General features: G+C 62.9%; 23 protein-coding genes and 4 tRNA genes. 12 read left to right on the top strand and 15 right to left on the bottom strand.

Features of this window, described 5'->3' with window-relative positions; translation table 11 throughout:
- Window positions 1-2: 2 nt before the first annotated feature.
- Window positions 3-278 carry a hypothetical protein gene (locus DFO58_RS01335; protein WP_047119714.1) on the bottom strand — a complete coding sequence of 92 codons (276 nt, stop codon included), beginning with the start codon at window positions 276-278 and terminating at the stop codon, window positions 3-5.
- A 144-nt stretch (window positions 279-422) separates the two neighbouring features.
- Window positions 423-707 (bottom strand): DUF4190 domain-containing protein, encoded by a 285-nt coding sequence (locus tag DFO58_RS01330; protein ID WP_047119715.1) that lies wholly within the window; start codon window positions 705-707, stop codon window positions 423-425.
- Between the two features lie 245 nt (window positions 708-952).
- On the opposite strand from DFO58_RS01330, the gene DFO58_RS01325 reads away from it, so the two are divergent.
- Window positions 953-1,483: a hypothetical protein gene (locus DFO58_RS01325; RefSeq protein WP_120989120.1), complete on the top strand. Its 531-nt coding sequence runs from the start codon at window positions 953-955 to the stop codon at window positions 1,481-1,483.
- Between the two features lie 10 nt (window positions 1,484-1,493).
- Here DFO58_RS01325 and DFO58_RS01320 read toward each other — a convergent pair whose 3' ends face one another.
- Complete coding sequence (locus DFO58_RS01320) at window positions 1,494-2,324, bottom strand: DUF2797 domain-containing protein (protein ID WP_220668518.1); 831 nt, start codon at window positions 2,322-2,324, stop codon at window positions 1,494-1,496.
- 424 nt (window positions 2,325-2,748) lie between these two features.
- Here DFO58_RS01320 and DFO58_RS01315 point away from each other — a divergent pair, with 424 nt between their 5' ends.
- A complete protein-coding gene (locus DFO58_RS01315) occupies window positions 2,749-3,528 on the top strand; it encodes a GTP pyrophosphokinase family protein (RefSeq protein WP_342352853.1) in 780 nt (259 codons plus the stop codon).
- Between the two features lie 196 nt (window positions 3,529-3,724).
- On the opposite strand, the gene DFO58_RS01310 is transcribed toward DFO58_RS01315, so the two are convergent.
- Window positions 3,725-3,798: transfer RNA gene (locus tag DFO58_RS01310), tRNA-Met, on the bottom strand.
- A 47-nt stretch (window positions 3,799-3,845) separates the two neighbouring features.
- Window positions 3,846-3,917, bottom strand: a tRNA-Thr gene (locus DFO58_RS01305).
- Window positions 3,918-4,435: 518 nt separating this feature from the next.
- On the opposite strand from DFO58_RS01305, the gene DFO58_RS01300 reads away from it, so the two are divergent.
- A tRNA-Thr gene (locus tag DFO58_RS01300) sits at window positions 4,436-4,507 on the top strand.
- Between the two features lie 601 nt (window positions 4,508-5,108).
- Here DFO58_RS01300 and DFO58_RS01295 read toward each other — a convergent pair.
- On the bottom strand, window positions 5,109-6,998 hold the full coding sequence (locus DFO58_RS01295; protein ID WP_053798551.1) for a DEAD/DEAH box helicase: 1,890 nt from the start codon (window positions 6,996-6,998) through the stop codon (window positions 5,109-5,111).
- Window positions 6,999-7,303: 305 nt separating this feature from the next.
- Here DFO58_RS01295 and DFO58_RS01290 point away from each other — a divergent pair, with 305 nt between their 5' ends.
- Window positions 7,304-7,732 (top strand): hypothetical protein, encoded by a 429-nt coding sequence (locus tag DFO58_RS01290; protein WP_047119762.1) that lies wholly within the window; start codon window positions 7,304-7,306, stop codon window positions 7,730-7,732.
- Between the two features lie 142 nt (window positions 7,733-7,874).
- Here the strand turns inward: DFO58_RS01290 and DFO58_RS01285 are convergent, their stop codons facing one another.
- Both DFO58_RS01285 and DFO58_RS01280 read right to left on the bottom strand, forming a co-directional pair.
- Window positions 7,875-9,032: a cystathionine gamma-synthase gene (locus DFO58_RS01285; protein ID WP_053798553.1), complete on the bottom strand. Its 1,158-nt coding sequence runs from the start codon at window positions 9,030-9,032 to the stop codon at window positions 7,875-7,877.
- Between the two features lie 25 nt (window positions 9,033-9,057).
- Entirely contained in the window at window positions 9,058-10,422 is a 1,365-nt protein-coding gene (locus tag DFO58_RS01280; RefSeq protein WP_113607453.1) for a cystathionine beta-synthase, read from the bottom strand.
- Between the two features lie 139 nt (window positions 10,423-10,561).
- Between DFO58_RS01280 and DFO58_RS01275 the strand changes: the two genes are divergently transcribed.
- A complete protein-coding gene (locus DFO58_RS01275) occupies window positions 10,562-11,533 on the top strand; it encodes a hypothetical protein (protein ID WP_053798555.1) in 972 nt (323 codons plus the stop codon).
- Between the two features lie 18 nt (window positions 11,534-11,551).
- Here the strand turns inward: DFO58_RS01275 and trxA are convergent, their stop codons facing one another.
- On the bottom strand, window positions 11,552-11,926 hold the full coding sequence (gene trxA, locus DFO58_RS01270) for a thioredoxin (protein ID WP_047119766.1): 375 nt from the start codon (window positions 11,924-11,926) through the stop codon (window positions 11,552-11,554).
- Between the two features lie 127 nt (window positions 11,927-12,053).
- Window positions 12,054-12,135, bottom strand: a tRNA-Tyr gene (locus tag DFO58_RS01265).
- Between the two features lie 181 nt (window positions 12,136-12,316).
- Between DFO58_RS01265 and DFO58_RS01260 the strand changes: the two genes are divergently transcribed.
- A complete protein-coding gene (locus DFO58_RS01260; protein ID WP_047119767.1) occupies window positions 12,317-12,805 on the top strand; it encodes a YajQ family cyclic di-GMP-binding protein in 489 nt (162 codons plus the stop codon).
- Window positions 12,806-12,891: 86 nt separating this feature from the next.
- Here DFO58_RS01260 and htpX read toward each other — a convergent pair whose 3' ends face one another.
- On the bottom strand, window positions 12,892-13,770 hold the full coding sequence (gene htpX, locus DFO58_RS01255) for a zinc metalloprotease HtpX (protein ID WP_047119768.1): 879 nt from the start codon (window positions 13,768-13,770) through the stop codon (window positions 12,892-12,894).
- A 256-nt stretch (window positions 13,771-14,026) separates the two neighbouring features.
- On the opposite strand from htpX, the gene rarD reads away from it, so the two are divergent.
- Window positions 14,027-14,965, top strand: a complete 939-nt coding sequence (gene rarD, locus DFO58_RS01250) for an EamA family transporter RarD (RefSeq protein ID WP_053798556.1) — start codon at window positions 14,027-14,029, stop codon at window positions 14,963-14,965.
- A gap of 300 nt (window positions 14,966-15,265) precedes the next feature.
- On the opposite strand, the gene gabT is transcribed toward rarD, so the two are convergent.
- The 3 genes from gabT to DFO58_RS01235 form a co-directional block, all read right to left on the bottom strand.
- Entirely contained in the window at window positions 15,266-16,609 is a 1,344-nt protein-coding gene (gene gabT / locus DFO58_RS01245) for a 4-aminobutyrate--2-oxoglutarate transaminase (RefSeq protein ID WP_053798557.1), read from the bottom strand.
- Between the two features lie 197 nt (window positions 16,610-16,806).
- Window positions 16,807-16,944 carry a methionine/alanine import family NSS transporter small subunit gene (locus DFO58_RS01240; protein ID WP_082123952.1) on the bottom strand — a complete coding sequence of 46 codons (138 nt, stop codon included), beginning with the start codon at window positions 16,942-16,944 and terminating at the stop codon, window positions 16,807-16,809.
- 2 nt (window positions 16,945-16,946) lie between these two features.
- Entirely contained in the window at window positions 16,947-18,554 is a 1,608-nt protein-coding gene (locus tag DFO58_RS01235; protein WP_047119771.1) for a sodium-dependent transporter, read from the bottom strand.
- A gap of 116 nt (window positions 18,555-18,670) precedes the next feature.
- Here DFO58_RS01235 and DFO58_RS01230 point away from each other — a divergent pair, with 116 nt between their 5' ends.
- Genes DFO58_RS01230 through DFO58_RS01220 form a run of 3 tightly spaced genes read left to right on the top strand, consistent with a single transcriptional unit; the run spans window position 18,671 to window position 21,040 of the window.
- Window positions 18,671-20,074 (top strand): PucR family transcriptional regulator, encoded by a 1,404-nt coding sequence (locus tag DFO58_RS01230; RefSeq protein ID WP_047119772.1) that lies wholly within the window; start codon window positions 18,671-18,673, stop codon window positions 20,072-20,074.
- 19 nt (window positions 20,075-20,093) lie between these two features.
- A complete protein-coding gene (locus DFO58_RS01225; protein ID WP_053798558.1) occupies window positions 20,094-20,528 on the top strand; it encodes a hypothetical protein in 435 nt (144 codons plus the stop codon).
- Window positions 20,528-21,040 (top strand): HIT family protein, encoded by a 513-nt coding sequence (locus DFO58_RS01220; protein WP_047119774.1) that lies wholly within the window; start codon window positions 20,528-20,530, stop codon window positions 21,038-21,040. Before DFO58_RS01225 ends, DFO58_RS01220 begins: the two co-directional genes overlap by 1 nt.
- Window positions 21,041-21,121: 81 nt before the next feature.
- Here the strand turns inward: DFO58_RS01220 and DFO58_RS01215 are convergent, their stop codons facing one another.
- Window positions 21,122-22,219 carry a polyprenyl synthetase family protein gene (locus DFO58_RS01215; protein ID WP_053798560.1) on the bottom strand — a complete coding sequence of 366 codons (1,098 nt, stop codon included), beginning with the start codon at window positions 22,217-22,219 and terminating at the stop codon, window positions 21,122-21,124.
- Window positions 22,220-22,524: 305 nt separating this feature from the next.
- Here DFO58_RS01215 and DFO58_RS01210 point away from each other — a divergent pair, with 305 nt between their 5' ends.
- Together DFO58_RS01210 and DFO58_RS01205 are read left to right on the top strand one after the other, a co-directional pair.
- Window positions 22,525-23,862, top strand: a complete 1,338-nt coding sequence (locus DFO58_RS01210) for an isochorismate synthase (RefSeq protein WP_052772449.1) — start codon at window positions 22,525-22,527, stop codon at window positions 23,860-23,862.
- Window positions 23,863-24,033: 171 nt separating this feature from the next.
- Complete coding sequence (locus DFO58_RS01205) at window positions 24,034-24,831, top strand: ABC transporter substrate-binding protein (protein ID WP_120989118.1); 798 nt, start codon at window positions 24,034-24,036, stop codon at window positions 24,829-24,831.
- Window positions 24,832-24,836 lie beyond the last annotated feature (5 nt).

The following is a 24,836-nucleotide window of genomic DNA, read 5'->3' as shown; positions in this document are numbered from 1 at the left end:
GGCTAGTTACCGCCGTTGCCCTTGTTCTTCTTGGCTTTAGGGGTTGCCAGGCCGTTGGCGATCCGCCAGTTGCGGGCGTCCCGGGCGCGAATGACAAGTCCTGCAACGTGGCAGAGCATGCCGATGACCAGCAGTCCGATGGCTACGTAGAGCACCGGTCGAATGTGGTTGACTGAACCGATGATCGTCAGGATGATCCCTAGCCCGATGGTGCCCATCGCGGTAAAGACGATCTTCTTGTAGTGCTGGGAGGCCGCCTCCCAAGGCGTATTGGTCATACCCACCAGTCTAGTTCAGGGCAGGGAGCGACCGCGGACGTACAAGGGTATTTCTGCTGACATCCCGCAACCGCCAGTTCATGGAAGGACATCTGGCCTGACTCATCGGCAGGACGCATCGGCAAGGCGAGCCCGCCCAGACGACTAGGCGAAGATGTACGGCAGCGCTCGCAGGGTGCTGAAGACCCCGAACAGCGCCACCGCGTAGCCGAGCGCCAAGGCGAGGATGGCGGCTTTCGCGCCTTGCTCATTTCTCGTCTTGATCTGGTTCAGTGCCACGTGGCCTGCACCTACCGCGAAAACCGCCGGGCCAGTGCCGCCCAGGAAGATCAGGGCCGGGATTTCGGCAATGGCCAGGCAGAGGGCGATGATCGACAATCGGTTGACCCGCAAGCTTGCGGAGGCTTGGGTGCCGTTGCGCTTATCCATGTCTCCTCCATCAATTCTGGAATCTGTGCAGGTGCCATCTGAGGTCTTGACCTCAGCCGGAGTGGGGATGTGCAGCATCTGGGGTCGGCATTCCGCGGACGACGTGGCATTCCCCCGTCACCCATTCACGGAGTCTAGGCGACGTCGGCGCCATGGGCGTCTATGCCATCGTCATCGGATCGCGGCCTCGCCCTGCAGTACTGCGTCCGTTGCATTGATCTACCGACCCGCGCTAGGCTCCGGGTATGACAGCGCCTACGCAGGGCATGCCCTACTCACCGGCACCGGTAGAAGTGGTCGCATTCATCGGCCGCATCCTCGGCCACGAATGGCCCCACAGCGAGGCTGAGCGCGTTCGCGTATTCGAAGCGTTGGGCATGCACAGCCCGCAGCGACCCACGGAAGATGCAGAGGAGAACATCGGAGGCATCTGGGTGCTGAAAGTTCCGTTGGGGGCCGATGTGGATGCTCGTTGGAGTTCGTTCCGGGGTTCTCTCGTGCTGATCACCTTATTCCTGTACCCGCAGCCATCGGAACAGCATCCGCAGGTTCTGGAAAAATTCGCCGAGCTCCGGACGGAACTGTCAACGTACTTTTCTCCTCCGACGGAAACCTGGGGAACCGAAGCCATGCCCGCGGCAAGGTGGACGATCGGGACTTGCGGGGTTGAACTCTATTGCTTCAACAAACCCAACAGCGTGCTCATGCTCTGTATCGAAGATCTGCAGCTGGCGCGCCTAGCCGAAGCCGCAGCCGTGGCGGATTCGGCCCCCTAGCCTCGATTACCTAGAACAGCGCAGACTGTTCTTCATGGAAGTCGCCATGTTCATCGGCAACTCCCAATTCGTGGGTTTTGAGTTCCGCCGCGTCGATGAGCCTCAGGGTTGTCGACGGGCCGCTGTCGACCATGATGGTTTGCCCCAGAACTCCGCGCACCCTGACGTTGAACTGGTTGTCTGCGATCTTCTGATCCCACGGATGCAGCGCATGCGCGTCCCAGGCGTCGACCACAAGTTGCGCATACTCCGGGTGCTCCCACAGCTCATCGCGAAGTTCGATGCCATAGGTCTCCAGCCCGCGTTGTGCAGACAGGAAGTCCCGGGCCTTGTCGGCCGCTGCACGGTTGATGTCATCGAGGCTGGCCAAAGTCAGTTCCCAGCTTGTCAGCCCCTTCACCTTGGATTTCTGCCGCACTTGCTGGCCCAGTCCCACGTGTTCGGTGATGAGATCTTCAAGCACGCGGATGGCCGCGCCGTCCCCCGCGCCAGCGATGTAGCGGGCGACGACCGCACCCTGCTGTGCTAGGCGGCTCCATTTGCTCTGGGTTGAGGTCGTGCCGACCTTCGTGGCTCCATGGGCGAAGCTTGCCACGTAGAGGAAATGCGGCTGTTCCAAATATTTTCGCATCCCCGCCGGCGCTTCGCCGGTCGTATGGAAGTGGTGCATGAATTTGGAGTGGTCAAGTCTCCGACACTGGTCGCACTGATTGCCTGTCCGTACAGCTTTGTTTTTCGGGCAGGGGAAATTGTTGCGACCGCCGTCAGGGTTCATGGTGATATAGCCCAGGCAGAACTTCAGGTCGCTGACTTGCAAGCGAAGGGCTCGATTCTTGGACAAGGACTCATGGATCCACTGTGAACCGCGACGGAGGCTCAGGCTTGGCGCCGGCTCGTAGTGGGAAAAGCTGATCCCGTGGCAGAGCTGTCGTGATTCACTGGGGAATTCCATGGAGGCCTTTCAAGAAAAGAGTCGCATTCAAGCCTAAGCCAGTACCACCTGATTCATGGAACTCCGCTCACCGCTTCGTAGGCGCTCACATTGCAGAGCTCGTTGGGCAGTGTTCCAGTTGTGCCGGAACCGCGTCGACTCTGGTAGGCATCGGATGGTTTTCGGTCGGTATACCCGGGGTTCTGTCCATTTTCTTAGGACTGCGTTCTACTCTGGAGGTACATACAGACGCGTGCCCCGACTTCGCGACATTGAATATTCAGAGGTGATAGAGATTTCAACTCAAAGCTCAGACAGGCCGTCCCCTCCCCCTGTGGCACTGCGTACCGCAGCGATGAACAACCCTGAACTCCAGAACATGGCTCGAACTTTCCATCACCAGTTCCAGCGCTTCATGATGGAACACCAGTTTGCGGTCGATGAAATCCTGACCAAGGTGTCGATTCTGCGCGAGGAATTCTTGTACCTGCACAAGTACAACCCCATCGAGCATGTCACCTCCCGGGTCAAGTCGCCGGAAAGCATCATGCGGAAAGTCGCCCAGCGGCGCATCACTCCAACGTTTGAGGCAATCCGCGAAAATATCAGCGACATCGCCGGCGTTCGCATCACCTGCAGTTTTGTGAAAGACATCTACAAGGTGCTCAATACGCTGACATCGCAAAGCGATCTGGAAGTCATCCAGATCAAGGACTACATCAAGAATCCCAAGCCCAACGGGTACAAAAGCCTGCATGCCATCGTGAAGATCCCGGTTTTCCTCTCCGAGGGGCCGGTTGATATCACCGTGGAAATCCAGATCAGGACCATTGCGCAGGACTTCTGGGCGACGCTCGAACACAAGATCTTCTACAAGTACGAAGGCGCCGTGCCCGAGCATCTTGTCGAAGAGCTGGCCGAGGCGGCACGGGTCGCAGAAAGCCTGGACATGAAAATGCAAAGGCTGCACACGGAAGTCCACGGCCACGATGTCAACAGCACGGAGTCCGAGGATGATCGAGGTTTCGATGATTCCGTTTTGCAGGAATTATTGATGATCGCCCAGCAAGGTATTCCTGAGGAACCAACCGAGTCGCCAAGGAAACAAAACTAGGATGGATAGGCGCGGATCGGCACTGAGCCGATCCGCGTTTTCTCATTCATCGGGTGGCTTCACGGGAACTGCGTTTGGCTCCATTGAACCCACGGATCACTTTCGGAGGCATTATCTGAGTACCCGGGCTTGTGAACGGCCCGATCGGGAACACAAAAACCCCGGAAACCGTTGGGTTTCCGGGGTTTCACTGCTGTAGCGGCGCCGGGACTCGATCCCGGGACCTCACGATTATGAGTCGTGCGCTCTAACCAGCTGAGCTACGCCGCCACAAGTGAGAAGCTTTCCAGTAGAAGCCAAGATCGCTTCTCACTCAGAGCCCCCTGCCGGAATCGATCCGGCGACCTCGTTCTTACCAAGAACGCGCTCTACCACTGAGCTAAGGGGGCAACGAGTAAATACTCTACACGGGTTTTCGTGGAAACAAAAATCGCCAACCACCCCCGGGATCACCACCCGGAATCATGAATAAACCCAAGTCAGGTAGAGAATACCGATCACCGCAAGGCGGCGCGGGACGAAGAATGGGACAAAAACACCGTAAGTGACGATGCTCACGGCCGTTTCGGGGTCGATAAATTGGCAAATAATTGCCACCCGATAATAAAATCTCCAGCTCCTGCCCGCGGCGAACGGGCGACCCAATAAAGGTCACGGGCCGCACCCAATCATCGCTGGTCGCGATTCTTTCCAGCACCCCACCCACAGGGACCCACTCCTGGCAATCCGGCTCCACCGCCTGAATGCCGGCGGAGCGACGTGGCACATCGCCATAATTTCCGCCACCTCACATCTCTTCGGTGCTAGCGTCGCTAATACCATCCTGAGTAGGAATGATGTGACCTCAACGACATATCCGCTCAGGATTTTGCAATCAACCGAAAGCTGTGTAAAGTTATTACTCGTTGCCCCCTTAGCTCAGTGGTAGAGCGCGTTCTTGGTAAGAACGAGGTCGCCGGATCGATTCCGGCAGGGGGCTCGAAATAAGAGAGACAATCTGAATTCAGATTGTCTCTCTTTTCGTTTCCCTGCGTTTTTCTTGTGATATTCATTGCCGTTTTAACGGGCTTCGCGTCCTGGCATTCACAGCGCTTTAGTCGGAGTCCAAATCACTGAACTACGCATGGCTCTGCAATCCTTCAAGACCTTTCCGGCCGCTTGCAAGGTTCTCGCGCTGTTGCCAGTCATCACCCCTCGGATCAAGCACTGCATCCCCGGTTGTACTGATCAGGCTTTGGCCAGCGAACCCACGCTCGGGCGTTGCTTACCCTGAGCCTTTTGGATTTGAGCGTAGGATGGCTGCGTTTGCCACTCATTCCCCGCCGCCGATGAATCACCTCTTCGCACGCCAGAGCGGATTTGACGGCCTTTCAGGAATTCGTGCGGCTCCGTGGGGCCACGTTCGGCATTCTGGTGTCCCTGAGGCCCCTCAAGACGCCGGAGACCAGGCATTCCCACATCATGGCGAGTTCTTGGCTACGGCGGCGCCAAGCAAGCCCCGGGATGCGAAGAACCCCTGGGTATGACCTTGCGGTCTTTCCCAGGGGTTCTCAGTTCACGCTGGCTAAGCCACTGGCGGCTTAGTAGTCGCGGCGACGAGCCGAATCGCTGAAGCGATCCTTGCCTCGTCCGCCGAAGCGCTTGTCGCCGCCGCCACGGCGGTCATCGCCGCGGAAGCCGCCCGAGCGCTTGCGGTCGTTGAAGCTGCCGCCACGTCCGCCGCGGTAACCGCCGCGATCCGAGTCGTCATCGCGGCGCGGCTTGCGGCCGGAGTCCAGCTCCAGGTTGATCGGCTCGCCGCCGATGCGGGTGTTGGACAGTGCACGCCACTGGTCCTTGCTCAGCTCGGCTGGCAGCTCGACCAAGGTGTGGTCCGAACGGATCTCGATGCCGCCGATTTCCGAGGAGTTGAAGCCGCCCTCGTTGGCCAGTGCGCCAACAATGGAACCCGGCTGCACGCGGTTGCGGCGGCCAACTGCCAGACGGTACATGGCGTTGCCCTCGGCGGCCGTCTTGCCACGGCGTGGGCCGCGCTCTCCGCGATCGCCACGGTCTGCGCGGTCGCGCTCCAGGCGGGCCTTCTTGGCTGGTGGCATGACCGGCTCGGTCATCAGCAGCGGGCGGCCGCCCTGGGCCATGAGGGCCAGGGCCGCAGCGATTTCAAGGTGGTCCAGGTCCTCGTGCTGGGCGGCGAACTGCTCCACGATTTCGCGGAAGGTGCCCAGGTCCTGGCCGGTGATGGTTGCATCGATGCGGTCGGTGAACTTCTGGATGCGGCGGTTGTTCACCGAATCCAGGGAAGGCAGCTGCATCTGGGTCACCGACTGGCGGGTAGCCTTCTCGATGGCGCGCAGCAGGTACTTCTCACGCGGGGTCATGAAGAGGATCGCGTCGCCCTTGCGGCCTGCGCGGCCGGTACGGCCGATGCGGTGCACGTAGGACTCGGTGTCGTGCGGGATATCGAAGTTCACGACGTGCGAGATGCGCTCGACGTCCAGGCCGCGGGCGGCAACGTCGGTGGCGACCAGGATGTCGATCTTGCCCGAACGCAGGTTTTCGACCGTGCGCTCGCGCTGCTGCTGCGGGATGTCGCCGTTGATGGCTGCAGCGGTGAAGCCGCGGGCCTTCAGCTTGTCGGCGAGGTCCTCGGTGGCCATCTTGGTGCGCACGAAGGCGATGACGCCGTCGAATTCCTCGGACTCGAGGATGCGGGTCATGGCGTCCAGCTTGTGGGCGCCCATGACCTGCAGGTAACGCTGGGTGATGTTGGCGCCGGTGGTCTGCTTGGACTTGACGGCGACTTCCTGCGGGTTGCGCAGGTACTCTGAAGCAATGCGGCGGATGGTGCGTGGCATGGTGGCCGAGAACAGGGCAACCTGCTTCTCTTCCGGGGTGGCTTCCAGGATCTTGTCGACCTCTTCGGCGAAGCCCATGCGCAACATTTCGTCGGCCTCGTCCAGCACCATGTACTGCAGGTTGGACAGGTCAAGGGAACCCTTGTTGATGTGGTCGATCACGCGGCCCGGGGTGCCAACGACAACCTGTGCGCCGCGGCGCAGGCCGGCCAGCTGCGGGCCGTATGGCGAACCGCCGTAGACAGGCAACACGGTGAAGTCAGGAAGGTACTTGGCGTAGGAGGTGAAAGCCTCGGCAACCTGCAACGCGAGCTCGCGGGTCGGTGCCAGAACCAGGATCTGCGGGGTGGTGGCCGGACCGTTCAGGTCGGCCAGCTCTGCCATGCGGGAGAGCGCAGGCAATGCGAAAGCGGCGGTCTTGCCGGTACCGGTCTGGGCCAGACCGACAACGTCGCGGCCGTCGAGCAACAGCGGAATGGTGGCGGCCTGGATCGGCGACGGCTTTTCGTAGCCCAGGTCGGCCAGTGCAGCAAGCACGCGGGCATCAAGACCAAGTTCGCTGAAGGTAACCGTTGGTTCCTCGGTGGTCTGGGTGTCGGCAGTGTTTACGGGCATGTCAGAAGACACGAAGAATTACCTCATTCGTTAGGGGAATAGGCCTAGCCGTCCCCAAAGAAACGACGCAAGGCTACACAGTCAGAAAACAAGTCACGCTCATCAAGCGCTCCCCTATGACATAAAGACCCGCACACACTTTGCGGAGATACAACACGAGAAGGCTCTAACCTCAAAAATTGGGCCAGATGCAAGGGATACCCTGATGTTCGCGAACACTTAATGCTAACGAACCCTGCCCCTGTTTGTCAGCGCCAGGGGTGTGTGAGATCGGGCACCGCTACTCACCCAGTAGGCTTGAAACCGTGAATATTCGTGATTTTCCAAGGCGTCCGGACGAGCCGGTCCCCGGCGGGCTGCTCATCTCGCAGCTGCTCTGGGTACTGGCCGGAGTGCTCTTTCTCGGCTTCGGGGCATTCCTGGTTTACGAGCAGACCCAGCGCGGTTCGTTGGACCTTGCGGCCATGTCGCTGGTTGCGCTGCTGCTGGCGGCCGGCGTCGCTTTCGGCGTTCTGGCCTACCGCTTGTTTCTCGGCCAGCGCTCGGCGCGGGCCCAGCTGACCTGGGTCGGGCTGATCGCGGCGCTGCCCATGGTGCTGCGCATGGGACGCTATTCGATCCTGGCGGCCATTGTGCTGTTCAGTGTCGCGCTGATGTGGGTGCCGGCCAGCAACCGCTACTTCAAGGTGGTCTCCCCCAAGCCACGCAAACGCGGCCCGGTGCCTCCGCGCTGACGGGCACTCCGCCTCGCAGCACCCGGGCCTCCGGGCACCAGAGAAAAGACCGAAAATGCGCGCTGAACCCGGAGACGGGCTCAGCGCGCATTTTCAGTTCTCGGCCGGATGGTTTTCCTCCGGCGCGGGGCTCCTGCCTCGGCTATAGCGCGGAGAAGGCCCGCTCCAAGTCGTCAATCAGGTCCGCGGCGTCCTCGATGCCCACCGAGAGGCGCAGCAGGTTCACCGGAACTGCCAGTTCGGTGCCCTTGACCGAGGCGTGGGTCATTTCCGAGGGGTAGTTCATCAGCGATTCGATGCCGCCCAGCGATTCGGCCAGGGTGAACAGGCGAGTGCTTTCCGCGACCTTGCGGGCCGCGGCCTCGCCGCCGGCGAACTGCACGGAAACCATGCCGCCGAAGCCGCTCATCTGCGCTTTGGCGATGTCGTGGCCCGGATGGTTTTCCAGGCCCGGGTACAGCACGCGCTCGACTTCCTTGCGCTCCCCCAGCCAGGCTGCCACCTGCGCGGCGTTTTCCGAGTGGGTGCGCATACGCACGCCCAGGGTCTTCAGTCCGCGGGTGGTCAGGAATGCGTCCATCGGACCCGAGACCGCGCCGACGGCGAACTGGATGAAGCCGATCTTCTCGGCCAGCTCGGAGTCCTTGACGATCACCGCGCCGCCGACCACGTCGGAGTGGCCGCCGATGTACTTGGTGGTCGAGTGCACCACGATGTCCGCGCCCAGGGTCAGCGGCTGCTGCAGGAACGGGCTGGCGAAGGTGTTGTCCACGACCAGCAGCGCGCCGGCCGCGTGGGCGATCTGCGCGGCCTTGGCGATGTCGGTGATCTTCATCATCGGGTTGGACGGGGTCTCGACCCACACCAGCTTCGCCTTGTTCTTCTCGATGGCCGCGGCCAGCGCCGCATCGTCGCCCATGTCCACCGGGGTGTTGCCGATGCCCCAGGCACCCAGCACGCGGTCGATCAGGCGGAAGGTTCCTCCATAGGCGTCGTTGCCCAGCACGATGTGGTCACCGGGGCGCAGGATGGCGCGGATCAGCGAATCCTCGGCGGCCAGTCCAGAACCGAAGGAGAAGGCGTGCGTGCCGTGCTCGGCGGCGGCCAGCTGGGCCTGCAGCGCGTCGCGGGTCGGGTTGCCACCGCGGCCGTACTCGTAGCCACCGCGCAGGTTGCCGATGCCGTCCTGGGCGTAGGTCGAGGAAAAGTGCAGCGGCGGCACCACGGCGCCGGTGACCGGTTCGAAGGCCTGGCCGGCGTGGACGAAACGGGTGTTGGATCCCTGGGGATTTTCAGTCATTGAAAGTGTGTCCTTTGCGAAATCTCTAGCGGGTGACATAGGCCAGCAGGTCGGATGAAGTCAGTGCGGCGACAACCTCGCCGTCTTCGGTCAGCAGCGCGGCGGGGCAATGCTCCAGCAACTGGCGTGCGCGGTCCAGGCTCTCCCCCACTCCCAGCAGTGGGACCGGCAGCGATTCCAGGTCCGCCAAGGTGCTGTCCGGAGCGGCCCCGGCAAGCAGCGCCTCGGTGAGCTGGCCAGCGCCGACGACCCCGCGGACCTCGCCGATGCGGGCCGGAAGCTGCGCCGTGGCGACGACCAGCGCGTCGGCTCCGGATTCGCGCAGCAACGCGGCAGCCCGGGCCAGCGTGGCGTCCGGGCCAATTGTCATGACCGGTTCGGTCGCCAACGCCGTGGCCACGCGACGCAGCTCTGAGTTCTGCTCGCCGGTGAAGCCCTGGGTCAGCATCCATGATTCGTTGTAGATCTTGGCCAAATAGCCGCGGCCGCCGTCCGGGGCGATGACTACCACAACGTCGTTTTCGTCGAGGTCCTTGGCGATACGCAGGGCCGCAGCCACGGCCATGCCGGAGGAGCCGCCCAGCAGCAAGCCTTCTTCCTTAGCCAGCCGGCGCGTCATGGCGAAGGCTTCGGCATCGGTGACCGCCTGGACCTCGTCGGGCACGGCCGAGTCGTAGTTGCCGGGCCACATGTCCTCGCCGACGCCTTCGACGAAGTACGGGCGGCCGGTGCCGCCGGAATAGACCGAGCCATCCGGATCCGCGGCGATGACCCTGACCGGGCCGGAGGCGCGATCGGCGGAAATCTGCTTGAGGTAGCGCCCGGTGCCGGTGATGGTCCCGCCGGTGCCGGCGCTGATCACCACGTGGGTCAGCTTGCCGTCGGTGTCGGTCCAGATTTCAGGTCCGGTGGTTTCGAAGTGGCTGTCCGGGGCTCCGGGGTTGGAGAACTGGTCCGGCTTGTAGGCGCCGTCGATTTCGGTGACCAAGCGGTCGGAGACCCCGTAGTAGGATTCAGGAGAATCCGGAGCTACCGCCGTGGGGGTCACCACGACGTCGGCACCGTAGGCGCGAAGCACGTCGCGTTTTTCCTCCCCGACCTTGTCCGGGGTGACGAAGACGGTGTTGTAGCCCTTAAGCTGCCCCACCATGGCCAGGCCGACCCCGGTGTTGCCGCTGGTGGGCTCCACGATGGTGCCTCCGGGCTTCAGTTCGCCGCTTTGCTCGGCGCGCTCGATCATCTTCAGCGCGATGCGGTCCTTGATGGAGCCGCCCGGGTTCAGGTATTCGAGCTTCACGAGTACCGTGGCCTTGACGCCTTCGGTCACGCGGTTGAGCTTGACGAGCGGTGTGTTGCCGATCAGGTCCAAAACAGTAGGCGCATACTTCATGTCAAGAACTTTACCGGCGGGTGTCACACTTGTCGTTGCCGTTCGTAGCTTAACGTCACGCAGTCCCCGCACGCCCATCCACGGTGTTAACACGGGCCGCACGGCGGCGGGCCGGCATAAGGAAAGGAAGCAGCCGAGCATGCAATTGGACCAGGACGCAGTCACCGGAACCTACGCCCCGCAGGGACCGGTCTCTTTGGGCAGGTCGCTAGGTGTTCTGCGCCGCGGTCTGGGCGATCCGACCATCCGGCTGTCCGCTTCCGAGGCCTGGTTGGCGTTCACGACGCCGGCGGGCGACGCCTCCCTGCGAATTCTCAAGCCCACGCTTAACGCGCCTGCAACATTCCAGGGGTGGGGTCCCGGCGCCCACTGGGCCGTGGATTGCGCCCCGGATCTACTGGGCGCCAGCGATGACTGGAGCGGTTTCGACGCTCCGGAGTTCAGCGCCACGTTGCCGGAGATCGTGCAGCATACCCGCACCCTGCACCGGGACGTCGTCCTGCCGCGGACCAACCGGATCTTCGAGCATCTGCTGGGCGCAGTGCTGGAGCAGCGAGTCACGGGGATCGAGGCGAACTACGCATGGCGCTGGCTGATCCGCCATAAGGGTCGGCCGGCGCCCGGACCGGTGCCCGATGGGCTGCGGATCGCCCCAGGTGCGGCCCAGATCGCTACGATGAATCGTTGGGATTGGCAGGCCGCGCGCGTGGACCAGAAGCGGGCAACTGCCCTGCGCCAGGTAGCGGCGGCGGCTGGAAGCCTCCAGTGGTGGGCCGGTCAGCCGATTGACGCGGCGAAGCCGGCGGCGAGAAAACCCGGGACTCTGGAGGTTGCGTTGCTCTCGCTGCCGGGTATTGGTCCGTGGACCGTGGCCGAGACGCTGCAGCGTTCGCACGGTTCGGCGGATTTCGTTTCGGTGGGAGATTTCCATCTGGCCGCGTTCGTGGGCCAGGTGCTCACCGGAAGGCGTGTGGATGACGCCGGAATGATGGAACTTCTTGCTCCGTTCGCTCCGCATCGGCAGCGAGTGGTTCGCCTGCTGCAGCTTTCGGGCGAACGGAAGCAAAGCTTCGGGCCCCGCTATGCGCCGCTGGATCACCGGGAGCGCTAGAACCCGAAGCGTAGGTGCTTAGGATTCCGCCTGGGCGGCTTCCTGGGCGATCTGCGCGTGGACCTCGCCCATGTCGATGCCCTTGACCGCGGTGACCAGGTCTTCGAGCTGGCTCGCGTTCAGTGCGCCTGCCTGCGAGAACACGAGGACCTTTTCACGGAAGGCCATGATGGTCGGGATGGAGGTGACGTTGGCGGCGCGGGCCAGGCCCTGCTCTGCTTCGGTGTCGACCTTCGCGAAGACGACATCGGTGAACTTCTCCGAGGTCTGCTCGTACACTGGGGCGAACTGGCGGCAGGGGCCGCACCACGCAGCCCAGAAATCCACGAGGACAATGTCGTTCTCTTCGATCAGCTGCGCGAAATCGTTTTCGCTCACATTTTTAGTTGCCATGCTTACACGGTAGCGGACGAGCGCGGTGAATACCCAGAAATGGGAGATTTAACAAACCTTTGCCATTTCGGGAATAGCTTCCGGTTAATCAAAAAACTCCCAGATCTTTCGATCTGGGAGTTATTTGTGGCAGATACTGGATTCGAACCAGTGAAGGCGTTGCCAGCTGATTTACAGTCAGCCCCCTTTGGCCACTCGGGTAATCTGCCGAGTCGCTCCGTTTGGGAACATTTGTTCTTGTCGGAACGAGAAATAACTCTACAGGAGATTTTCAGTGATGTGAAATCGAGAGGGGTCTTTTTGCTGTAACCCTGATCACAGCCGGTTTTCGGGGCCCAAACCCGGTAGTCTTGGACTCGAATCTGAACCGTTACATCTAGGAGTATTCACATGGCTAGCGATTCCAGTTTTGACGTTGTCAGCAAGGTGGACAGCCAGGAAGTAGCCAACGCGCTGCACCAGGCCCAAAAAGAGATCCAGCAGCGCTACGACTTCAAGGGCGTCGGGGCAGAGATCGATTTCAGCGGCGAGAAGATCCTCATGAAGGCCGCCTCGGAAGAGCGCGTCAAGGCAGTCCTCGACGTCTTCCAGTCCAAGCTGGTCAAGCGCAACATCTCTCTGAAGTCCCTGGACGCCGGCGAGCCGTTCGCCTCGGGCAAGGAATACCGCATCGAAGCCGCCATCAAGGAGGGCATCGCCCAGGATGTCGCCAAGAAGATCAACAAGCTGATCCGCGACGAGGGCCCGAAGGGTGTCAAGTCCATCATCCAGGGCGACGAGCTGCGCGTCTCTTCTAAGTCCCGCGACGACCTGCAGAGCATCATCGCGTTGCTGAAGGACTTCGAAGAAGCCGACCTCCAGTTCATCAACTACCGCTAAGCGTCCACCGCTGCGGTACGACCTAGGCGAGGAGCCCCAGCCGGGGCTCCTCGCCTATTTCCATCTAACCGGTGCGATACCGGAGTTTAGTACTGCTGGCCGCCGGCCATGGACTCCAGGCGCGCAATACGCTGGTCCATTGGCGGGTGGGTGGAGAACATCTGCTTCAGCTTCGAACCGAACGGGTTGGCGATCATCAGGTGCGAGCTGTTGACCAGCTTCTGATCCTGGGCGGGCAACGGGGCCGCGCTGATGCCGCTTTCAAGCCGGCGCAGCGCGCTGGCCAGGGCCAGCGGGTCGTTGGTCAGCTTGGCGCCGTCCTCGTCCGCGTCGAACTCGCGGGTGCGGCTCACGGCCATCTGGATGATCGACGCGGCAATCGGAGCCAGCAGGGACAGCGCGATCAGCGCGATCGGGTTGACGTTGCGGTTCTCGTTGTTGTTTCCGCCGCCGAAGAACAGCAGGAACTGCGCCAGCGAGGTGATCACGCCGGCGATGGCCGCCGCCACCGAGGAGGTGAGGATGTCGCGGTTGTAGACATGCATCAGCTCGTGGCCCAGCACCCCGCGCAGCTCGCGCTCGTTGAGCAGCTGCATGATGCCCTCGGTGCAGCACACCGCGGCGTTCTCCGGGTTGCGTCCGGTCGCGAACGCGTTCGGCGAGGCGGTCGGCGAAACGTACAGGCGCGGCATCGGCTGCTGGGCATTCATCGACAGCTCGCGCACGATCCGGTACATTTCCGGCTGCTGCTCCTCGGTCACCGGGTAGGCATGCATCGAGCGCAGCGCGATCTTGTCGCTGTTCCAGTAGCCGTACGCGGTGGTGGCCACGCCGATCAGGGCGAAGATCCAGATGAAGCTGGCGTTGCCGGTGCCGTTGGCAATCAGGGAGCCAATTGCCAGGAGCAACGCAAACATGCCGCCAAGCAAAAGGGCCGTCTTGAATCCGTTGTTGTGTCCATGCACGATGGCGTACTCCCCTAGTCATGAATTCGTACTTAGTCTTCCTAGTCTAGTCAACGTACGGAAACGCCGCACCGTTCCGCTGCGGGGAGAAAACCTGCGCCGCGGCAGGGTGATCTTGGCAACGCCGGCGGTTAATGAAGCGAAACGGGGAACGCCGCGCACGGCTCGATGTTATAGCGTGTGATTTGTATCCACTTCTTGATAAGAAGTTTCCGGGCTCACCGCAGTCCTCCCTGTTCGAAAGCCGATCCGCCGCATGACACCACGCACCGTGAACCCCATCCGCTCGCAGCACAGCTACGGCTTGATCCAGGGAAGCACCGCCTACCTCATCTGGGGCCTGCTCCCGGTCTATTTCCTCATGCTCCCGCAGATCTCGGCCTTCGAGTTCGTTGCGGTCCGAGTGGTGTTCTCCTTGGTTTTCTGCGTCCTGCTGCTGCTTGCGACCAAGCAGATGCGCCAGTTCGCGGCCATGTTCAAGGAAGGCAAGACCATGCGGCAGCTGGCGCTGGCCAGCTTCCTGATCGCGGCGAACTGGGTGCTCTACGCGGTGGCGGTGCTGACCGGACACGTGCTGGAGGCGTCGCTGGGCTACTTCATCAATCCGATCGTGGCGATCCTACTGGGCGTGCTGGTGCTGAAGGAACGGTTGCGGACCCTGCAATGGGTGGCAGTGGGCTTCGCCTGCCTCGCGGTGATCGTGCTGACCATCGGCTTGGGCCGGGTTCCTTGGATCTCCCTGGGCTTGGCTTTCTCCTTCGGCTTCTACGGCCTGGTGAAGAACCAGGTGGGCCAGAGCGGCACTGCGCTGGGCACACTGACCATGGAGACCCTGTGGCTCGCTCCCCTGGCCGCCGTGTTCATCGGCTGGCTAGCCATGGAGGACTCCTCGGCCCTGTTTGCGGCCGACCCGGCCACGGTGCTCCTGTTGGCCGCCAGCGGCATCATTACCGCTGTGCCGCTACTGCTCTTCGGCGGGGCTGCCCGGCGCTTGCCGCTGAGCACCGTCGGCTCCCTGCAGTTCCTGGCTCCGCTGATCCAGTTCATCCTCGGACTGCTGGTCTTCGGCGAGCAGATGCCGGTGGAACGCTGGATCGGATTCGGGCTGGTCTGGGTCGCCGTCATCATCGTCCTGGTCGACATGCTGCGCGCGCCCAAGGCCGGCACCATGCCCGAGCCCAAGCAGCTCGTCTAAGGCTCCCTCCGCGCACAGCGAGGCCCGCAGCTTCTCCCAGTCCTTTGGGAAAGCAGCTGCGGGCCTTGTTCATTAGCTGAACCGTCTGCCCCGCTTCTTGAGGCCTTCTGGTCGCTCCAGCGCACCCGTCCCGTGCTGCTTCACTTCGCGGCCGGCAGGTCCCCTGCAGCGCCCTGCCGGGTGCCTGCCCGCGCGGGTGCGACGCGGAAGGCCGGGAAGCCCCCGGTTAATGCACGGCATCCCGCACAGCGCGAGCTGTGCGGGATGCCGTTTGGGGTGGGTTTATCCGTTCGCTGCCAATTAGGCGGCGTGCTTGCGGATTGCTGCTTCCAGAACGTCGAACGCGTCGGTGAGCAGCTCGTCGCCGATGACCAGTGGTGGCAACAGGCGGACAACGTTGCCGTAGGTGCCGCAGGTCAGGATGAGGACACCCTGGGCCAGGCACTCGTCGGCGATGGCCTTGGTTACGGCTGCGTCAGGCTGCTTGCCGCCGGCCTTGACGAATTCCAGCGCGATCATCGCACCGCGGCCACGGACGTCGCCCACTGCCGGGACGTCCTTCTGCAGCGCGGTGAAGCGGGTGAAGAACTGCTCCTGGATCTCGCGGGCGCGGCCCGAGAGGTCCTGCTCCTCCATGAACTTGATGGACTCCAGCGCAGCTGCCACGGCAACAGGGTTGCCGCCGTAGGTGCCGCCCAGGCCACCGCCGTGCACGGCGTCGATCAGTTCGGCGCGGCCCACGATGCCCGACAGCGGCATGCCACCGGCGATGCCCTTGGCCACGGTGATGATGTCCGGCTCGATTTCCTCGATGTCCGAGGCGAACCAGGAGCCCGAGCGGGCGAAGCCGGCCTGGACTTCGTCGGCGACGAAGACGATGCCGTTTTCCTTGGCCCATTCGGCAATGCGAGGCAGGAAGCCGGTGGCCGGGACGATGAAGCCGCCCTCGCCCTGGATCGGCTCGATGATGATCGCGGCGATCTGGTCGCCGCCGATCTGCTTCTCCATGGCCAGGATGGCGCGCTCAGCGGCTTCCTTGCCCGAGATGTTCGGGTTCTCTTCGCGGTATGGGTAGCTCATCGGCATGCGGTAGATCTCCGGCGCCAGCGGGCCGAAACCGCGCTTGTACGGAGCTGCCTTGGCGGTCAGGCCCATGGTCAGGTTGGTGCGGCCGTGGTAGGCGTGGTCGAAGGCAACCACTGCCTGGCGGCCGGTGGCCACGCGGGCCACCTTGATGGCGTTCTCCACTGCCTCGGAGCCCGAGTTGAAGAATGCGGCGCGCTTTTCGAAGCTGCCCGGGGTGATGGAGGCAAGCTTCTCTGCCAGCTCGATGTAGCCCTCGTACGGGGCGACCATGAAGCAGGTGTGGGTGAAGCGCTGGGCCTGCTCGGCGACGGCCTTGGCCACTGCCTGGTTCGAGGCGCCAACGGTGGTCACGGCGATGCCGGAGCCGAGGTCGATCAGCTGGTTGCCGTCCACGTCGACGATGATGCCGCCGTCAACGTCTGCAGCGTACACCGGGAGGGTCGAGGCGACGCCAGCTGCCACCGCGTTGGCGCGGCGAGCGGTCAGCTCCTGAGACTTGGGGCCTGGGAATGGGCCTTCGAGCTTGCGCTTCTGTTCAATGCGGTAGGTAACGTCCACCAGCTTTTCCTCTCACTATGGCTCTTGCATCCGCCGAGGAATGCAAAGTTCTAGTAGCAGAATATGTTGGCGCGAAACGTTGCACTACCGGATTCAGCACAAGGAGCTGCCGGCTTGGTAGTGCAAGTGCACAGACGAAGCGCGGCCCCCGTTCCGCGAAGGAACGGGAGCCGCGCTGGTGCTGCCGTGAATCGAGGCTACAGCGAGTGTGCCGGCTCGATCACGTCGTCATCGGTCTTCTCCGGGTGACGCGACAGGTGGATGAGGGATAGGGCCAGGCCGCCCCAGATGGTGAGCATCGAAATGATCATGAAGACAATCGCCAGTGCGCTCATTGTCAGTATTCCTTTCCTGCGGGTTCCGGAATTTCCTCGGCTTCGACGTTCTTCTTGTGCTGGTGGAATTCCGGGTCATCAAGCTTGGACTTCTTGCTCCACGGAACCATGGACAAGATGATTGCGCCCACGATCAGCGCACCGGCCATGCCCCAGCCGAAGACACCGTTGAACCATGCCGGATAGCCGGAATACTGCTCGGCCATCTTGGTCTGGACTTCGTTGATGAGCATGTAGCCCAGCGCTGCCGGGCCGACGCCGCCAACCAGAACTTTCCAGCCGGTGCCCACCTTGATGGAGCTGTGGCGGTTAAGGTGCTTGGCCAGCTTCGGGAGCATGCCCAGGCCGGCGCCGAGGACGATCACGATGACCAGTGCGCAGGCAAGGATGCCGAACTGGTTCACGAACGCGTCCATGGTGTCCAGCAGGTACAGGCCCGTGGTGGTCGGGAACAGCGCCAGGGAAATCAGCGCGACCGGGATGGTCACGATCAGGGTCGCCGGTGCACGGCGCCAGCCCAGCTTGTCCTGAAACGCCGCCACGATCACTTCGAGGATCGAGATCAGCGAGGTCAAGCCGGCGAAGACCAGCGAACCGAAGAACAGCACGCCGATGACCGAACCCAGCGGCGCCTGCGACACGATGGTCGGGAAGGCGATGAATGCCAGGCCGATGCCGCTGACCGCGACCTCGTCCACGCTGGAGTTCGCGTTGTAGGCCATGAAGCCAAGGGCGGCGAACACGCCGATGCCTGCCAGCAGCTCGAAGCTCGAGTTGGCGAAGGCCACCACGTAGCCGGAACCGGTCAGGTCGCTCTTGCGTTTCATGTAGGAGGAGTAAGTCACCATGATGCCGAAGGCCACGGAGAGCGAGAAGAAGATATGTCCGAACGCAGCAGCCCAGACGCTCGGGTTCTTCAGCGCTTCGAAGTTCGGGGTGAAGAAGGTGTTCAGGCCGTCGATAGCGCCGGGCAGGAAGACCGACTGGACCACGAGGACCAGGAACATGATGATCAGCAGCGGCATGAAGATGGCGTTGGCGCGGGAAATGCCCTTGTTCACGCCGGCCACCATGATCACGATGGCGATCAGCCAGACGGCGAACATCGGGATCAGCACCGGGCCGACGAAGTCGAAGCCAACGGTGACTTCTTCCTGGACCTTCAGGAAGTCGTTCATGAAGAATCCACCAGCGCCGTCAGGGTTCTTGTCCCAGGCCTTGGTGATGGAGAACCAGCAGTACATGGCGGCCCACGCAATGATGGCCGCGTAGTAGATGGCGATGATGAAGCAGATCAGGACCTGCCACCAGCCGAGCACTTCGGCCTTGCGATTCGCGCGGCGGTAGGACAGCGGGGCCGACCCGCGGTAGCGGTGGCCGACTGCGTAGTCCAGGAACAGCAGCGGAATACCGGCGCACAGGATGGCAACCAGGTAAGGGATGAGGAATGCGCCGCCGCCGTTTTCGTAGGCGACGTAGGGGAAACGCCAAATATTTCCCAGACCAACGGCCGAACCGATCGCGGAGAGAATGAAGAGTTTGCGTGACGAGAAAGTCTCACGCTTGTCTGATGCGAGCGGAGCGCCCTGAGTAGATGATTGAGAGCTCATGTCACTAAGCTAGCGCAAAAATTTCGCAATGTGGTCACTTTTCGGCATCTTTCGCGCAAGTTTTTGAGCATTTTGCGCAAATCGTTGCAGCACGAGACGCACCATAGAATGAACCTATGGCAATTAGTTTACGCGGACTGCTGGATCATGACGAGCTTGGTTTAAAGGCTTTGACTGATCCTACACACTCCTTGGAGACCGCGATCACATGGGGCGCGGTGACTGAGCTTCTGGACCCTTCCAAATTCCTCACCGGCCGCGAGATCGTGCTGACCACCGGAGTCCGCCAGAAGTCGGCCGCGGCGCAGATCGATTTCGTTCGCACGCTCGCGGCAAACGATGTGGTGGCGCTGGGGTTCGGTATCGGCTTGGAGCACGAAAGCGTACCGGGTCCGGTACTTGAAACCGCCCGGGAAGTAGGCCTGCCGGTCATCGAGGTGCCCTATAAAACTCCTTTCGCGGCGATTTCGCGCCTAATTGCCGAAGCGCTGAACGCCGACCACGTCAAGCGTGTTGAGAACCTGCTGCGCGCCCACCAGAAGCTGGCCCAATCCCTGCTGTCTTCGGATCTGGACCGCATGCTCACCGAGCTGTCCAAGATGCTGAGCACCGAAGTCGCCTTGAGCCTGCACGGCGAAGTGATCAGCGGCGACTTCGATCCGGGGCGAGCCTGGCACGAGCTGCCGGTGGCCACCGGGCTGCGCGACCGCTGCACCTTGCACATTGCCGAGCCCTACACCCGGGACCCCATCGTGGAATACGCCCAATCGCTGATCGGACTGGAGCTGACCAACAAGTCCCGGCTGCGCGCCTCGCGGCGCTTGGCCAACGGGCAGGTACTGGCCGACCTTGCCTCCGGAGCGCTGTCCGGATCGGACGCGGCGGTCCGCCTGGGCGCGCTGGGCCTGGAATCCCAGCGCGAGCACTCGGTGGTGCTGGTGCAGGCCAGCGGCCAAGCCGACAGGCTGCAGACGCTCCCCCTGCCCGCCGACCTCGCCTCGCAGGTCACCGCCATCGTCGAGGACCGGCTAGTGGTCATCGTGGCGTACAAGCAGGTGCAGCTGTCCATCGACCGGCTCGACACCTACCTGGCCACCGCAGGCATCCCCGCCAAGGTCGGCTACGGCGGACGCTACTCGAACACCACCGGCATCCGTTGGAGCTATTTCGAGGCCCTGGAATCGCTGCGCCACGGCGAACGCGTCAATGTCCCCACCAAGCTCTCGCTGACCTCCCTGCTGCTGGCCGCCCGCGACGTGCCCTTGCAGGACCTGGCCGCCGAGGCGCTGGGCCCCATCCAGGATTTCGATTCCTCCCACGACTCGGGGCTGATGCGCACCCTGCGCGAGTACCTGAACCGCGACGGCTCCGTGGGAGCGGTGGCCGAATCGATGGGGCTGCACCGCAACACCGTGCGCTACCGCATGCAGCAAATTGCCGAGCTCTCCGGCTACGACCCGAACGTCACCAGTGACCGGGTCCAACTATGGATTGCGCTCAGTGCACTTGAGCTGCGCTAGTTCTGGATAGGATTAACGCATGGCTGACATGTTTCTAGAGAAGTTCCGTTCACTCGTGCCGAAATACCTTGAGGACCAGTGGAACGAAGCCGATGGCCTGAGCGCCGGGGAATTGGCAGACGGCCTGGCCGAGGCCAAGGTCCAGATCCCCTTTGTCCTGGAGGAGTTCTACCTCGCCCTGGGCAACAACGACGATTTCATGGAGGCCTATCACTACTTCTTCGATCCCGAAGAGCTGGAAATCGAGGACGGCTACCTGTTGTTCCTCGAGGACGAGGAAGAGAAGTTCGTGTGGGGCTTCAAGCAGTCCCAGCTCGAGGTGCCGGATCCTATTGTCTACCGCCGCAACAACGCCAAGGGCAACTGGGTCAGCGAGGAGGGCACCTTCAGCGAATTCACCCTGGACATGTTCGCCTGGGTCTTCGAGGAATTAGCTGCCGAGCTGGAGGACTAGTGCTCTACCGTTCCCACGAACCGCACGGCTACCAGTGCCCGTTCTGCGAGCTGGTCAACAACCTGCCCTTCAGCGAGGACAACCTGTGCGCCCCGACGGACATGATCTACCAGACCGGCCAGGTCGCGGCGATCATGGCCTGCGACGGTTTCGGGAACTTCGGCGGGCACGTGATGATCATCCCGACAGCCCATCTTGAATCCCTGTACGACCTGGATGAGCAGATCGGCGCCGCGATCATGCGCGAGACCCGGCGTATCGCGCTGGCCATGAAGCTGGCGTGGAATCCGGACGGCACCAGCACCCGCCAGCACAACGAGCCTGCCGGGAACCAGCATGTCTGGCACTACCACCAGCATGTCTTCCCGCGGTACTGGGACGACGAGCTTTACCGCCAGCTGCGCCACCGGGTTCCTGTCGAGGACCGCGCCGCGAAGGCCGAGCAGCTGCGCGCGGCGCTCTTCAGCGACGAACACCCGCAGCGGCTCTACGAGTCCGACCTGCGGTGCTGAAAACCGCGGCTTAAACCAACGAAGTCCTGCACTTCCCTTCCGGGAGGTGCAGGACTTCATTGCTTGGACGGTTCGCCGGAGCTAGGCTTCGCGGGTCACCACGGCGTCCGCGAAGGAGATCAGCGCGCTCTTCACGGTGCCTTCAGGCAGCGGGGCCAGCACCTCGATAGCGTCGTCAGCCCAGCGGCGAGCCACGCTCCAGGCGTCCTGGATGGAGCGATGGGCGGCGACGGCTTCCACGGCCTTGGCCAGAGCCTCGTCGCTGGTCAGGTCCGAATCCACCAGCTCGACGGCCGCCTGCGCGGCGGCGTCGCCGTTCTCGGCGGCCTGGCGCAGCAGCAGCACCGGCAGGGTCGGCACGCCTTCGCGCAGGTCGGTGCCCGGGGTCTTGCCCGAGTCGGCTTCCTTGGAGGCGATGTCGATGACGTCGTCCGCGACCTGGAAGGCCACACCGACCTTCTCGCCGTACTCGCGCAGCACTTCGATGAATTCGGGGATGCCGCCGAAGCGGGCGCCGAAAGCGCCGGAGGTCGCCAGCAGGGAGGCGGTCTTGTCGCTGATCACCTGGATGTGGTGGGCGATGGCGTCGTCGCCCTCGCGCGGGCCGATGGATTCGTGCAGCTGGCCCAGACACAGGCGCTCGAAGGTGCGCGACTGCCATAGCACCGCTTCGGGGCCCAGGTCGGCGCCGAAGACTGAAGCGCGGGCGAAGATCAGGTCTCCGGCCAGGATGGCCACGGAGTTGCCCCAGACCTCATGGGCGGTGGGAGCGCCGCGGCGCATCGGCGCGGAGTCCATGACGTCATCGTGGTACAGGGTTGCCAGATGGGTCAGCTCGACCACGGCGGCGGCCTTGATGACCTCGTCGGTCACGCCGCCGCCCAGCAGGGAAGTCAGCAGCACCAGCAGCGGGCGCACGCGCTTGCCGCCGGCTTCCACCAGGTGTCGGCTTGAGGCATCAATCAACGGGTCGGAGTTGGCCAGCGCATCGCGCAGCAGCTTCTCCACCTTGGCCATGCCCATGGAGATGGCAGGTCCGAATTCGGGATCCTCGGCGATCAGTGCAAAGCCCGAGGGAAGATTGATGGCCGCAGCAAGCACTGCGGTTTCAGGATTCAGCTCAATCGAGTCGGACACCTCGTGTCCGGCTGCGGTCCAGTTGCTCTTGGAATCAGTCACTGTTTTACGGCTTACTATCTTTCATCGGCTTGGTCATCGCATTGAACGAGGACTGCTTGCCCGCGCTGGTGGCGCACAAACATCACTTCACTCTATCCGATGCGTTCCACTGAACGCTCGCAGACCGGCGCTTGCCGCGTTTTATGGCATGGCAATGGGCCGCGAAACTGGTCAACACCGAGTTTACCGGGTCGCGCGCGATGGCGCGGCGCAACCCGCTGAAAGTCACAGCTGCATCCGGCGTGGTGACAGCGGACACCTCCTCCAGTCGCCGGTGGTCATTGCGCGGTAGGCTTAGCCCTATCATGTCTGCAGATTCGTCCGTTCTCGGCGCCAGCGGCCTTCATGCCTCGGCACCAGCGTTAACCAGCATCACCTTCGAGTACGAAGGTGCCTCCGAGCATCTCATCTCCGATTCCCTGCGCCACGGCAGCATGGTCTGGACGCGGCGCGGACGCGGGCTGGTGGGATTCGGGACCGCCGCGCGGTTGACTACCCGCGGCGAACAGCGCTTCGTCGAGGCGCGCACCTGGTTCGCGCAGCTGCTCTCACAGGCGCAGATCACCGACCCGATCAACCGGCCCGGCAGCGGCTTGATCGCGTTCGGGTCCTTCGCCTTCTCCTTCACCAGCGCCTTCGACTCGCGCTTGGTGATCCCCCAGATCGTGCTGGGGCAGGATGACGAGAAGTCGTGGATCACGGTGACCGGTAGCGCCGAACAGCTGGCTGGCCTGACTCTCGACTCCGCGCTGGAACGCGCCCGGGCCGCTAAGGACGAAGCGGCACTGGCCCCGACGACCCAGGGCGAGATCGAATTGACCAGCGGACAGCTGACCGCCGGCGCCTACCTTGACGCGGTGCGCCAGGCGCTGGGCACGTTCAGCGAGTCAGGCATCTCCAAGCTGGTGCTCGCCCGGGACATCATGGCCCGCAGCACCACACCGATCGACCTGTCCCATGTCGTGACCGCGTTGACCGAACGCTACGGCAACTGCTGGACCTACTCGGTGGACGGGTTGGTGGGCGCCACCCCCGAGATGCTGGTGCGTGTCACCAACGGACTGGCCGAGGCCCGCGTGCTGGCCGGCACCCTGGACCGGGCCACCGAAGGGGCTGACGCCCCGGACTTTGCCAAGCGCCGGCTCTTCGACGACCCCAAGCAGCGCCACGAGCACCAGCTGGCCATCGATTCGCTGACCGAAGCGCTGAACCCGATTTCCCACGGCATGAAGTCCCCGGACGAGCCGTTCATCCTGCAGCTGCCCAATGTCTGGCACCTGGCCAGCGACGTGCGCGCCGAACTGCGCCCGGACGAGCGCGGGGCGCTGCCCTCAGCATTGGACATCGCGGAGATCTTCCACCCGACCGCCGCGGTGTGCGGCACTCCCACGAAGCAGGCCGGAGCGGTGCTGCGCCAGCTGGAAGGCCTGGACCGCGGACCCTACGCCGGCCCGGTGGGCTGGGTGGACTCGCGCGGCGACGGCGAATTCGGGATCGCGCTGCGCGGAGGCATCCTGGAGGATGCAAACCACATGCGCCTCTACGCCGGGTGCGGCATCGTTCCCGGCTCGGTGCCCGAAGACGAGCTGGCCGAGTCATGGGCAAAAATGCGCCCGATGCGCCAGGCGCTGGGCGCCGAGTAGTGCCCTAGCCGGCTTCCTCGTGCTGGTCAGGTAGTGGTCGGGATTTGAGCACAAGTTTTACTTATGCTCCCCGACACGTGTGTGAGGTGAATCTCATCCTCGTTGTAGCGTGGTTATGATTGTGCGTACGCAATGATCCACTCGCATTACCCGAAAGTAGGTTTTGATCCTATGCGTCTGACCAAAAAACGTTTTGCCACCACCCTGGCAGCAACTTCCGTGGCACTTCTGGCCCTGACCGCCTGCGGCTCCGATAGCGGTTCGGCCGAGCCTTCGGCAGACGCCGCAGGTGGGCCGACCTTCCTCAACGCAGGCAAGCTCACCGTTTGCTCCGACATCCCCTACGAGCCATTCGAGTTCGTCAAGGACGGCAAGAACGTCGGCTTCGACATGGACATCGCCGCGGAAATCGCCAAGGATGCCAAGGTTGAGCTGAACGTCATCGACGCAAGCTTCGACTCCATCGAATCCGGCCTGTTCAAGTCCCAGTGCGACATTGCCATTTCCTCGCTGTCCATCACCGATGCGCGCGCCAAGAAGATGAACTTCTCGACCCCGTACATGGATGACGACCTGGTGCTGATTTCCAAGGACGGTTCGGGCATCACCGATCTGGCCACGGCCAAGGACAAGAAGGTGGGTGTGCAGCAGGCCACCACCGGCGAGAAGTACGCCAAGGAACAGGGCCTGAGCAACATCGTGGGCTACGAGGACGCGGGCTTGCAGACCCAGGCCCTGCTGGCCGGCCAGGTTGACGCGCTGCTGGGCAACCAGTCGGTGCTCGGCTACGCGATCAAGGACAAGCCGGGCTACGCGGTGGTCGCCGACTTCAAGACCGGCGAGCAGCTGGGCGTCGGAGTGCCGCTGGAGCAGGCCGCCACCCTCGAGTTGGTCAACGGCACCCTGAAGCGCCTGACCGACTCGGGTGAAATGAAAGAGCTGACCGTGAAGTGGTTCGGCGAGAAGTAAGTCCT

Source organism: Arthrobacter sp. AG1021 (genome assembly GCF_003633665.1).
Classification (GTDB): domain Bacteria; phylum Actinomycetota; class Actinomycetes; order Actinomycetales; family Micrococcaceae; genus Glutamicibacter; species Glutamicibacter soli.
Note: the sequence above shows the minus strand (reverse complement) of the source record. Positions and strands in the feature narration are given on the sequence as shown.

Bases quoted from the DNA above. Each gene is read 5' to 3' on its own strand.
- trxA (WP_047119766.1), bottom strand. From the start codon at position 11,926: ATGGCAACTAAAAATGTGAGCGAAAACGATTTCGCGCAGCTGATCGAA.
- DFO58_RS01330 (WP_047119715.1), bottom strand. From the start codon at position 707: ATGGATAAGCGCAACGGCACCCAAGCCTCCGCAAGCTTGCGGGTCAAC.
- DFO58_RS01285 (WP_053798553.1), bottom strand. From the start codon at position 9,032: ATGACTGAAAATCCCCAGGGATCCAACACCCGTTTCGTCCACGCCGGC.
- DFO58_RS01295 (WP_053798551.1), bottom strand. From the start codon at position 6,998: ATGCCCGTAAACACTGCCGACACCCAGACCACCGAGGAACCAACGGTT.
- DFO58_RS01335 (WP_047119714.1), bottom strand. From the start codon at position 278: ATGACCAATACGCCTTGGGAGGCGGCCTCCCAGCACTACAAGAAGATC.
- DFO58_RS01230 (WP_047119772.1), top strand. From the start codon at position 18,671: ATGGCAATTAGTTTACGCGGACTGCTGGATCATGACGAGCTTGGTTTA.
- DFO58_RS01280 (WP_113607453.1), bottom strand. From the start codon at position 10,422: ATGAAGTATGCGCCTACTGTTTTGGACCTGATCGGCAACACACCGCTC.
- DFO58_RS01275 (WP_053798555.1), top strand. From the start codon at position 10,562: ATGCAATTGGACCAGGACGCAGTCACCGGAACCTACGCCCCGCAGGGA.
- DFO58_RS01205 (WP_120989118.1), top strand. From the start codon at position 24,034: ATGCGTCTGACCAAAAAACGTTTTGCCACCACCCTGGCAGCAACTTCC.
- DFO58_RS01235 (WP_047119771.1), bottom strand. From the start codon at position 18,554: ATGAGCTCTCAATCATCTACTCAGGGCGCTCCGCTCGCATCAGACAAG.
- DFO58_RS01260 (WP_047119767.1), top strand. From the start codon at position 12,317: ATGGCTAGCGATTCCAGTTTTGACGTTGTCAGCAAGGTGGACAGCCAG.
- DFO58_RS01240 (WP_082123952.1), bottom strand. From the start codon at position 16,944: ATGAGCGCACTGGCGATTGTCTTCATGATCATTTCGATGCTCACCATC.
- rarD (WP_053798556.1), top strand. From the start codon at position 14,027: ATGACACCACGCACCGTGAACCCCATCCGCTCGCAGCACAGCTACGGC.
- DFO58_RS01225 (WP_053798558.1), top strand. From the start codon at position 20,094: ATGGCTGACATGTTTCTAGAGAAGTTCCGTTCACTCGTGCCGAAATAC.
- DFO58_RS01210 (WP_052772449.1), top strand. From the start codon at position 22,525: ATGTCTGCAGATTCGTCCGTTCTCGGCGCCAGCGGCCTTCATGCCTCG.
- DFO58_RS01325 (WP_120989120.1), top strand. From the start codon at position 953: ATGACAGCGCCTACGCAGGGCATGCCCTACTCACCGGCACCGGTAGAA.